Source organism: Clostridium sp. BJN0013 (genome assembly GCF_040939125.1).
In the GTDB taxonomy this organism is placed as follows: domain Bacteria; phylum Bacillota; class Clostridia; order Clostridiales; family Clostridiaceae; genus Clostridium_B.
Window position 1 is genome coordinate 3,753,431 of the sequence record NZ_CP162495.1, and the last position, 11,702, is coordinate 3,765,132.

The following is an 11,702-nucleotide window of genomic DNA, read 5'->3' on the forward strand; positions in this document are numbered from 1 at the left end:
GTTAATACATTAAAATACCCTATAGAAGCTAAAATTATGATATATTTAAATAACACAAGCAATAATAATCTATAATACTGGAGATAGAAAAATGAATAAACCCTATGCAAAAATAATTATTAATGGTTCCCCTATATCAAAATCAAATTTTAAATTATTCAACATGCAGGGTAGAGCTATATTACCTTACAATTCAGGCAAATATCATGATAGATATGCCTTATACGAAGAACAGATAGCTTATGAATGTCGAAATCAAAATCCCGGACTAATTATATCTGAATCCTTGATAGCCTTATTGAAGGTATACTATAAAAGTAAAAAAAGACATCCTGATACAAATAATATAACCAAAAGTATATTTGATGGAATTGAAAAAAGTGGATTAATAGTAAATGATGCTCAAATACGAAAAATAATTATAGAAGAATTTTATGATAAGAATAATCCTAGATTTGAATTAGAACTATTTGGAGAAAGTTTATATAATGTAGAATATAAAATTTCAGAAAATCCTGTAATAAAAGAACCTATAAATTATTCACCTCCACCTAATAAAAAAAATAAACTTAAAAAAGCAGAAAAAATATTAAACTATAGTGAAGAATACATAAAATGTCACTGTGAAATCTGTGGAAAAAAGGTATCTAAGGATAATATAATATCTGGAAACAGAGGTAAAACCATACTTTGTAAAAATTGCTTTAATAAATTATTTAAATGATCAAATAAAATATACATAAATTTATTTATAATCTCTTAAAATAAATTTATGTATATTTTTATTCTGTAAAAAAATTATCAATTATCTTTTCAGCCATTCTCTTTTCCATATTAGCTTTTACAATTAACATAATTACAATTAATATGAGATCAATTATATCCTGCTCTTCTTTTAATTGGGTCTTATTCTCCATACTTAATTTTTCATTATTTCCTTCAATTTTCAGAATATTTTCAGTTCCAATCTTATGTTCAAAATCCTTTATAAAATTTTTTATTTCACTTTCCTCTACTTTCAGAAAACTTTTATAGATACCATTTAATTCTTCCCTGCAATCTTTTCCTTTCATTATAGATGTTACTATAGGAGAAAATAGTTTTTGTATATCACCTATAGATAGAATTTGCTTTAAATAGTATGTCAAAACTATCAATATAATATGTTGTTTAGAATACTTTTTCTTTTTAGGAGGCATAAGTATTCCTGATTTAGTATAATTATTTATCATAGTCTTAGTAAGAGTACTTTCTCCTTCTTTTCTTTTTAAATATCCTAATTTTTCTTCAATAAGAGTAGTAACCTGATCCATGTATAAATCTATGTCTGGTATATTTTCAAGCTTTAACTGTGTAAAATCTCCAAACTCCTGTATTAATTTTTCCAATGCATTTTTGTCCATAAATATCCTCCTAATATCAAGTGATTATATAGTTCAGGTGGAGTTTGCTTATGAGAAATGTTTTCTCCACTTGAACCTTAGAAGAACTTATCCAGGCGCGCAGCAGTGCTTATTTCCCACTTTGAAGAAGATGGGAGTATTAGCTACTGGTAGCGTTCGGATAAAAGTATATCAATTTCTTTGTACATTTATAGTTATTTGTTTACATCCAGGATATTTTTCTAATAACTCTTTAGTAAATTTAACTTCTTCCATTTCTGACGGGGTAAGTATTTTCTTTTTAACGTGCATTTCCCTAACACCATCAAAATATACGGATATAAATCTATCTTTAAATACATCTGTAACCCTGAACATAATATTTACTATCTTCTCTACATTTTCTATATTTATATACTGGGGGACCGTATATTTAACACCATAAAGAGACAAAATTTTTATTTTACTGCCATTAAATTTTTTACCTTGTATATATGCTGCCGCATTTTTTCCAGCATTTATACTTTCCAAGGTAACATTGTCAACTAAATCATGAATATGAAGTACATTGCCACAGGCAAATATCCCTTCTATACTTGTAGCTAAACTCTCATTTATCAGAGGGCCGCCAGTTATATTTGATATTTTTACTCCAGCACTTCTTAAAAGCTCATTTTCTGGAAATAATCCTACAGATAGGATTAATGTATCACAAGGTATATATTCTTCACTTTTTGTAATAACTTTTTTATTTCTATCTATTGCAGCAATAGTTACCCCTTCTACTCTGTCCTTTCCTTTTATATCTACTATGGTATGATTTAACTTTAAAGGAATTTTAAAATCATAAAGACACTGTATTATGTTTTTTTTGATCCCACTGCAATAAGGCAAGCGTTCCACAACTGCCTTAACTTTTCCACCTTCTAACATAATTCTCCTTGCAACTATAAGGGCTACATTTCCAGAACCCAATATTACAACTTCTTTCCCCGGCATATAGCCTTCTATATTTATAAATCTCTGGGCAGAACCTGCTGTAAGTATGCCTGCACATTTACTACCAAGTATATTCATAATACCCCAGGGCCTTTCCCTACACCCTGTGGATAAAATTATAGATTTAGCCTTTATCTGAATTATACCCTCTTCTTCATTTACAGCAGTTATGATTTTATTCCTGGTTAAATTAAATACAGTGGTATTTAATTTATATGAAACTTTCATATCTTTTATTTTATCTATAAATTCCCCCGCATATTCCGGACCTGTAAGTTCTTTCTTAAAGGCACGAAGTCCAAAGCCGCTATGTATACATTGATTTAATATTCCTCCCATCTGATTTTCCCTTTCAAGTATCAATATATCATCTATACCTTCTTCTTTTGCAGTTATAGCTGCTGCCAATCCTGCTGGTCCTCCCCCTATTATCACCAAATCATATTTTTCCATATGTAAAACCTCCAATCACCCTAAATTTATCCCAAAGCCGCCATTACTAATATTCTCAGCTTCTTCAAAGTGAAATAAGTGATTCTTAGAATTATTTGACCAGATGATTTATTAGAATGATTTTTAAATTTAATTATCATTAAATACAACTACTTCATATCTATATATTACTTTACCATATTCTTCATTAAAAGAATAATATTATAGAAAAAGGAGTCTATTTAAGATTATTATATCTTAAAATATGACTCTCTTTATCATGTAGTATTTAATTAATCCTTATAAGTTATTGTGGTATTTACATGCTCTTACAATATGTTGTGTCAATATAGAAGAAGTAACTGCCCCCACTCCTCCTGGAACTGGCGTTACAATAACATTTTTTGATTCACAGCTTTTTATATCTACATCTCCACACAGTTTCCCATATTCATCTAAATTTATCCCTACATCTATAACCACAGCCTCTTCTTTAATATACCTCGAATTTATAAATTTAGCCTTTCCTATACCTACCACCAATATATCAGCTTGGGAACAAATTTTATCCAAATTAACAGTTTTTGAATGACATGTTGTAACCGTGGAATTTTCATTTAAAAGTAACATTGACATAGGCTTTCCAACTATCATGCTTCTTCCAATTACTACAGAAAGCTTACCCTCTATAGGAATATTATAATACTTTAATATTGCCATAACTGCACAGGGTGTACAAGGTGCAAAGCCCGTATTATCCCCTGTCATTACTTTAGCCAAATTTATGGGATTAAAACAATCTATATCTTTTTCAGGTGTGATTACATATTTTATAATATTTTCATCTAATTGCTTGGGTAACGGCCTAAATATCATTATTGCATCTACATTTCTATTTTCATTGAAATTTCTTAATTCCCTGATAAATTCTTTTTGTGATATATTTTCAGGAAATTCTTTAACACATGTTTCTATTCCAACTTCATCACATCTCTTTAATATTCCCTTTTCATAAGCAAGGTCACTTGCCTTTGCTCCAACTCTTACTATAACCAGTTCAGGAATAATACCTTGTATCTTTAAATTATCCACTTTTTCAATCAAAGTTTCACTTATAGCATCTGCCACGGGTTTACCTTTAATTATCAGACCCATACTTATGTTCTCCTTTATATTTAAAATTTAATGCAAAGTAAATTACAATAATTATGTATAAATGTACTACTATATAGAAAGTAGATCTATTACTTCGCCATATACTTTATCTGCAATTTCAATGCCTTCCTTAATTAAAGGTTCTATTTCTGATTTTACTTTACTAACATATTCTACATCTTTTATACAATTTATATTGATTATTACATTAAGTTGTGCCCCGATAATTGAAGCTTTTAAACACTGAACTCCTACCCCTACATCACTTATTACAAGTTTTGAACAATTGTCCACTAAAGCTTCATGAAGTTTAATTGCACTATAAGCCTGTTTAATAATATTTACAGGAACTTCACAGGCATCTTTTGAATATTTTTCCAAAGTCTTCTCTTTCATTATTTTTTCTTCTTCTGTATCTTTTGGCATTCCGTAAGCTTTGGAAAGAGGGAGAAAACATTTTGCATCTTCATCTACCATATTTAAAAGTTCTCTCTGCAGCTTATAAGTCTTTTGTAATATAAATTCTAATTTTCCCTCATATTCTGCATATTTTTTCTTCCCTACTGTAAGATTACAAACCATACTGCCAAGTGCCACTCCTACAGCCCCTATAAGAGCAGATGCACTGCCTCCACCTGGAATTGCATTTTTAGATCCCAAGACTTTTACAAAATCTATACAACTTTCATCTGCTAATTTCATAATATTTCCTCCTGAATTATTTAAAACAATCCACTTATTACTCCATTTTCATCTACATCTATTTTTTCAGCGGCAGGAACTTTCGGAAGCCCTGGCATTTTCATTATGGAACCAGTTATTGCCACTACAAAACCTGCTCCCGCGGAAATTGTAACCTGCCTTACTGTGATTTTAAATCCTGTTGGTCTTCCAAGCTTATTTTGATCATCTGTCAGGGAATATTGAGTTTTAGCTATACAAACCGGTGTTTCCCCAAAACCTAACTTTTCAAGCTCATCTATTTCCTTTTCCGCCTGATTTGTAAAGGTAACGTCATCAGCACCATATATTCTTTGAGCTATAGTTCTTATCTTATCCCTAATTGGCAATTTTTCGTCATAGGCAAATTGAAAATCATCTTTACCCTCATCTATAAGTCTCAGTACCTCTTTTGCAACTTCTATTCCACCTTCGCCGCCTTTTGCCCAAACTTCTGATAATTTTACACTTACTCCAAATTCTCTACACTTCTCTTCTACCAATTTAAGTTCAGCTTCTGTATCTGTAGGAAACACATTCACTGCTACCACTGCAGGTAACTTAAATACTTTAGTTATATTTTCTACATGCTTTAACAGATTTGGAATACCTTTTTCAAGAGTTTCTAAATTTTCATTATTTAATTCTGCCTTCGGCGTTCCTCCATTATATTTAAGTGCCCTTACCGTAGCAACTATTATTACTGCATCTGGTTTCAATCCTGCCATTCTACATTTAATATCCAGGAATTTTTCTGCACCAAGATCAGCACCAAATCCTGCCTCTGTAACTACATAATCTCCAAAATGCATTGCCATTTTAGTAGCCATTATGGAATTACATCCGTGGGCTATATTGGCAAAAGGTCCACCATGTACAAATGCCGGCGTTCCTTCAAGTGTCTGAACTAAATTTGGTTTCAAAGCATCCTTAAGAAGTGCTGCCATAGCTCCTTCAGCCTTTAAGTCATGGGCAGTTACAAGATTCCCCTCTGTAGTATATCCCACAACTATTCTAGAAATTCTTTCTTTTAAATCATTTATGTCCGTTGATAAACAAAATATAGCCATTATTTCTGAAGCAACAGTTATATCAAAGCCATCTTCTCTGGGTATTCCATTCACCTTTCCACCTAATCCATCAATTACAAATCTAAGTTGTCTGTCATTCATATCTACACATCTTTTCCAAACAACCCTTCTAGGATCTATGTTCAGTTTATTCCCCTGATATATATGATTGTCTATAAGAGCCGCCAATAAATTATTAACAGCAGTCATGGCATGTATATCGCCTGTAAAATGTAAATTTATATCTTCCATAGGTACTACTTGAGCATATCCCCCTCCAGCAGCTCCTCCTTTTATTCCAAATACAGGTCCCATGGAAGGTTCTCTTAGTGCAACAACTACAGATTTATGAAGTCTCGCCAGGGCATCCGCCACTCCAATTGAAGTAGTAGTTTTTCCCTCTCCGGCAGGTGTTGGATTTATAGCTGTACACAATATAAGCTTTCCATTTTTACTTTTAGTAGTTTTTAAAAGATTGTAATCAATCTTAGCCTTATATTTCCCATATAATTCAATGTCATCTTCAGAAATATTCAATTTTTTTGCAATATCCTTTATGTTTTCCATGCTGCATTCCTGTGCTATTTGTATATCTGATTTAAAATTCATTCAAAGTACCCCCCGTCTCTATTTTTATCATTTAATTCACTTTAAAATGTTAAAATCTTAACGATATCATAAGTAAAATATATAAAAGACATTTTTTATCCAAAATATATTTTATATATTAACATATTAACAAAGGGCTTGCAAAGAAATATACTTTAATATAAAGTTCCATTCTCTTGTTTTATTTTTTGCTTATACCCATATAATAAAACATTCTGATAAAATTTTTTATAGCTGCAATTTCTTTCTTATAATTTTTCGAACTCAGGTGTTTTTGGTAATAAACAGAACTTACACAAGAAATTAAAATTAAGATATATCGGTACTTTTACAACTCAAGATCTTCCAAGAGGTTACCGATTGATAAATTCCCCCAATACTTCACCAATACATTTTATTCCCTTAACAATTTTATCCTCTGGCATATTTGAGTAGTTAATTCTAAAATTATTTTCTTTTCCGCCATTGGGGAAGAAAGAACCACCTGGAACAAACGCAACATTCCTTTCAAGACATTTTTCAAGCACATCCCTTGCATTTATATTTTCTGGCAGTTGAACCCACATAAATAATCCACCATGAGGTCTTGTAAACGTAACTTCTTTTGGGAATTCTGCTTCCATTGTTTTTATAGCTAAATCACGCCTTTTTTTATAAACCTTAAGAATTTCCGCTATATGTTTATCAATATCATATAATTCAAGATACTTTGCAATATCTCTTTGAGCAATTGTATTGCACTGAAGATCAGTAGACTGTTTTACCAATACATACTTTTTTATAATCTCTTTTTCTCCTGCAATCCATCCAATTCTATATCCTGGACAAAATATTTTTGAAAAAGTGCCCAGACATAAAACATTTCCACTTTTGTCAAATGATTTTGCAGAGGGTAATTGCTCACCTTCATAGCAAAGTTCACCATAGGGATTATCTTCAATAACAATTATATTATACTTTGCAGCAAGTTCTGATAATTCCTTACGTTTTTTAATACTCCAGGTTCTTCCTGTAGGATTTTGAAAATTAGGAATAACGTATATTAGTTTAACTCTTTCAGTAGTTTTAAGTATCTTTTCAAGCTCACTTATGACCATACCATCTTCATCTGTAGGTACTTCAATAAACTCACAACCATATGCTTTAAAAGCACTAATTGCTGCAAGATATGTAGGGCTTTCACATAGTACAATATCTCCTTCATCTAAAAAGACTTTTCCTGAAAGATCAAGGGCTTGTTGTGAACCATGTGTAATTAATATATTTTCATAATCAAAGGAAGTACCTAGCATTCTATTCATTCTATCTGCAGCCCATTTTCTCAAGGGATCATATCCCTCCGTGGTTGAATATTGAAGTGCACCTTTTCCATCCTCTTCAAGTACAAGTCTGTTTGCCTCTTTTATCTCATCAATTGGGAAAAGTTCCGGTGCTGGAAGTCCTCCTGCAAATGATATAACTTCCGGTTGTTGAGTAATCTTTAACAGCTCTCTGATTTCAGAAGCATTTAAACCCTTCATTCTATGGGCATATTTAAAATTCATGTTTATCTCTCCTTTTTTAATAATATATAAAAATAAAAAATCCTGTCCTTTGTATAAATACAAAGGACAGGATTTAAATTCATCTTCCTGCGGTACCACCCTAATTGATGTAAAACATCCACTCATTAAAGAATGCAAACACATTCCGGATTTATAACATAATCCCAATGTTGTGAATTACTCAGAACTCTATGAAATCCTTTTGACCCACACTCTCAAAGGCTACTTTTCTATACTGCGTTCTGTCAGCTTTCCACCACCGCCAACTCTCTTTAAGTAGCATATATAGTTTTATCTCCTTATCAACGATTTACTATATTTAACTGTTACTAACATATTTGTAACTTCCACATCATTAGTAATTTATTACCTATCCATAATAGTTTTTATTTAAATAGAATATCACTTTATCCTCAGCTTGTCAACGTAGAAAATAAAGTTAAATATATTATTTCAGCCCACTCTATTACAAATCCACTCTTTCCCCTCTACAAGCCGTGATATCATCATACTACATACTGTGTTTCCCGTTGAATTTAAAACAGTAGCCGGTGCATCTATAATGACACTTATAACCATAATTATAGGAAGTAATCCTTGAGAAAAACCATATATACTAAGTATGAGCATTTCACCAATCATGCCTCCACTAGGAATAGCAGCCATTACAGCCCCTACTAAAAAAGATATAAAAATTATAGAAAATACTGATGACATACTAGTCATATTCTTATTAAGCAATCCAAATAGAAAAGCAATTTTCATAACTCCCCCAATTACAGAACCATCCTTATGAATATTTGCCCCAAGTGGGATCACTGTTTCTGCCACATCCCTTGGAACGCCCATCTTTTTTGTGAATTCCAGGTTAACAGGAATAGTGGCAGCACTGGAACAGGTGGCAAGAGCTGTTATAGTAGGGATTGCAGCATTTTTCCAGAATATTTTAATTGCATTTTCCCCCCCTGCTAAAAAGGCATATAAAGTAAAGAAACCAAAATAATAAATAACAGATATAATTATATAAAGGATAAAAACTTTTAAATAACCCTGCAATATTTGAGGTCCAAGCTCCCCTATTACTGAAGCAAAATAACATCCAAGTCCTATAGGCGCATAATACATTATTATTCTTACCATCTCCATCATTACACGGGAAGCTGCAGTAAAAAATTTGGTAACAGTTTCTGCTTTTTCTCCAAGTGCTGCTGTTGAAATGCCAAAGAGCACTGAAAACACGATTAATTGAAGCATATTACTTTTAGAAAACAAAGATGTAAAATCTGAGACTGTAATAGTATTTACAATCTGCTGGAAAACTCCTACGTGCTTAACTTGCTGCAGTGAATCATTACTTCCAGATACAATTTGTTTTAATGCCATATAGTCTATACCTTTTGCAGGCTCTACTATAAAAACACCTATTATCCCTATTATAGAAGCTGCCAGCGCTGTACATAGAAACACTATAAATGTACTTCCAATAATTTTACCGAATCTTTTCATGCCTTTCATATTAGCTATGGCTGAAGTAACACTAAAAAATACCAGTGGTATTATTATCATAAACATTAGATTTAGAAATAAATCACCGAAAGGTTTTAATACGGATGCCTTATGTCCTAAAAAAATACCTAAAATTGCACCTATGATTATTGAGCCCAACAGTACTATGGAAAATTTATATCCCCCAAGAAACTTGTTCATTGTAAATTTCCTCCTAATTATATTATCTAATAATTATTATATTCTAATTTTTTACTATTTTTATTGCTAAAAGTGCTTGAAATATGGGAAAAAATGCCCTACTATATAACTATATTTATGCTATAACTTCTATAATAAATATTTATTGAGGTAAATTATCTATGGAAGAAAATAAAGGTTTAAAGATAAAAAGAGGTTATTTAAAAACTGATTTTCAAATATTTTATTTAAAAGACCAAAAGGATATTTCCTTTGAATTCCACTATCATAATTTTGATAAAATAGTAATATTTATAGGTGGAAATGTAACTTATTTGATAGAAGGTAAATCCTATAAATTAAAGCCCTGGGATATACTTTTAATAAATAACAATGACATACACAAGGCAATTATAGATCCTGATAAAACTTATGAACGCATAATTATGTGGATAAATTTAGATTTTTTAATAAGATATAATAACAATTGTAATCTACTAAGCTGTTTTGAATTAGCTTCAAAACAAGGATTCAATCTTTTGAGGCTAGAAGATAACTGGATTGACATAATAAAAAAAATACTTTTTGATATTAAAGATACTTTTAAAAACAAAGATCTTGGTTATGAAACACTGAGAATTTCTTTACTTTTACAATTTATAGTGTACATTAACAGATTATTTTTAAAACAAAAAAATATTAAAGAATTATATGACATTAAATATGACGAAGGCATAAATGATATTTTAAATTACATAAATGGACATTTAGATCAAAACCTATCTATAGATTTTCTTTCCTCTGAGTTTTATGTAAGTAAATATTATCTGATGCACAAGTTTAAAAAACAAACAGGTTATACAATACATGCATACATACTTCAAAAAAGACTGATCATGTCAAATTTATTAATAAAAAATGGTAAAAGCATAACAGATGCCTGTGTGCAATCGGGATTTGGTGATTATTCTAATTTTATAAGAGCTTTTAAAAAAATGTTTGGAGTTTCTCCAAATAAATATTATAAGACTTATAAGCAGTAGCTTTCCTGTAAATTTGGGGGAATATATCCGAATTTAATTTATAAAAATCCAAGTACATTCCATTTGCTTATTATAGATTATTTTTGATATTTACAGGCCAGGAAGGCTTATTCCCACTTAAGACCTCATATATGCCAATAGCTGCATGAACAGACATTCTTTTCATGGCTTCTATGGTATGGGCCGCACTATGAGGGGTTACAATTACATTTTCCATCTTAAAAATGGGATTATCCTTTGAAGGTATCTCTCCATCAAATACATCAGTTGCCGCCCCTGCAATTTGTTTATTTAAAAGAGCATTACAAAGGGCATCATTATCTACCACTTCTCCACGAGCTGTATTTATAAGAAATGCATCCTTTTTCATAAGAGACAATTCTCTTTTTCCTATAATTCTTGTAGTAGCTTTAGTAAGTGGAACAGTTAAACTTACAAAATCGGAATTTTCAAGCACATAATCCAGGCTATCTGTAAGTTCAACATAATCCAGTGATTTCGACTCTTCATCAATATGACGTTTAAAGCCTATAACTTTCATCCCAAAACCTTTTGAAGCTTTTAAGGCCAGAAGTTTTCCTATACTTCCAAGTCCCACAATTCCAAGTACCTTTCCTTCAAGATCAATGCCTAGAATATCTCTTATATTGAAATTTCCCTTTCTTAACTCTCTATCATAGAGAAAAAACTTTTTGGCTAATGCTATAATAAGGCCCATGGTATACTCCGCTACTGTATTTCTATTTGACTCTGGAGCATTGGTAATTTGTATGGAAAGCTCCGATGCTGTTTTAATGTCTACATTATTTACACCTACACCAAACCTTGAGATAACCTTTAACTTTTTGCCTGCCCTTATTACCTTTTCCGTGATATTTGCCATTCTAACAAGTATGGCATCACAATCTTTAACTTCCTCTATAAGAACATCCTCGGAGGTACCCTTAGGGCTTTTTATTTCATACCCGAACTTTTTTAGATATTCTACCCCTTCTTCTTCTATACTTTCTGTAATTAAAATTTTGTAACTCATATTAAAACCTCCCTGCACAATCTTTGTTT

10 protein-coding genes are annotated in these 11,702 nt (G+C 31.2%); 2 read left to right on the forward strand and 8 right to left on the reverse strand.

The genetic code is table 11. The features are described 5' to 3' along the window. Positions 1-91 precede the first annotated feature (91 nt). Positions 92-724 (forward strand): RusA family crossover junction endodeoxyribonuclease, encoded by a 633-nt coding sequence (locus tag AB3K27_RS19370; protein ID WP_368488962.1) that lies wholly within the window; start codon positions 92-94, stop codon positions 722-724. A gap of 58 nt (positions 725-782) precedes the next feature. Here AB3K27_RS19370 and AB3K27_RS19375 read toward each other — a convergent pair whose 3' ends face one another. The 7 genes from AB3K27_RS19375 to AB3K27_RS19405 form a co-directional block, all read right to left on the reverse strand. Then, positions 783-1,403 (reverse strand): DUF1836 domain-containing protein, encoded by a 621-nt coding sequence (locus tag AB3K27_RS19375; RefSeq protein ID WP_368488963.1) that lies wholly within the window; start codon positions 1,401-1,403, stop codon positions 783-785. Positions 1,404-1,574: 171 nt separating this feature from the next. Then, positions 1,575-2,834 (reverse strand): NAD(P)/FAD-dependent oxidoreductase, encoded by a 1,260-nt coding sequence (locus tag AB3K27_RS19380; protein WP_368488964.1) that lies wholly within the window; start codon positions 2,832-2,834, stop codon positions 1,575-1,577. Between the two features lie 279 nt (positions 2,835-3,113). Then, on the reverse strand, positions 3,114-3,968 hold the full coding sequence (locus AB3K27_RS19385) for a bifunctional 5,10-methylenetetrahydrofolate dehydrogenase/5,10-methenyltetrahydrofolate cyclohydrolase (RefSeq protein ID WP_368488965.1): 855 nt from the start codon (positions 3,966-3,968) through the stop codon (positions 3,114-3,116). A 69-nt stretch (positions 3,969-4,037) separates the two neighbouring features. After that, on the reverse strand, positions 4,038-4,670 hold the full coding sequence (locus tag AB3K27_RS19390; protein ID WP_368488966.1) for a cyclodeaminase/cyclohydrolase family protein: 633 nt from the start codon (positions 4,668-4,670) through the stop codon (positions 4,038-4,040). A gap of 20 nt (positions 4,671-4,690) precedes the next feature. Beyond that, positions 4,691-6,367 (reverse strand): formate--tetrahydrofolate ligase, encoded by a 1,677-nt coding sequence (locus AB3K27_RS19395; RefSeq protein WP_368488967.1) that lies wholly within the window; start codon positions 6,365-6,367, stop codon positions 4,691-4,693. A 353-nt stretch (positions 6,368-6,720) separates the two neighbouring features. Then, a complete protein-coding gene (locus AB3K27_RS19400) occupies positions 6,721-7,911 on the reverse strand; it encodes a PLP-dependent aminotransferase family protein (RefSeq protein ID WP_368488968.1) in 1,191 nt (396 codons plus the stop codon). 453 nt (positions 7,912-8,364) lie between these two features. Continuing rightward, positions 8,365-9,618 (reverse strand): dicarboxylate/amino acid:cation symporter, encoded by a 1,254-nt coding sequence (locus AB3K27_RS19405; RefSeq protein ID WP_368488969.1) that lies wholly within the window; start codon positions 9,616-9,618, stop codon positions 8,365-8,367. A gap of 161 nt (positions 9,619-9,779) precedes the next feature. On the opposite strand from AB3K27_RS19405, the gene AB3K27_RS19410 reads away from it, so the two are divergent. Then, positions 9,780-10,640, forward strand: coding sequence for an AraC family transcriptional regulator (locus tag AB3K27_RS19410; protein ID WP_368488970.1), 861 nt, complete (start codon positions 9,780-9,782; stop codon positions 10,638-10,640). Between the two features lie 70 nt (positions 10,641-10,710). Here the strand turns inward: AB3K27_RS19410 and AB3K27_RS19415 are convergent, their stop codons facing one another. Next, on the reverse strand, positions 10,711-11,673 hold the full coding sequence (locus AB3K27_RS19415; RefSeq protein WP_368488971.1) for a hydroxyacid dehydrogenase: 963 nt from the start codon (positions 11,671-11,673) through the stop codon (positions 10,711-10,713). Positions 11,674-11,702 lie beyond the last annotated feature (29 nt).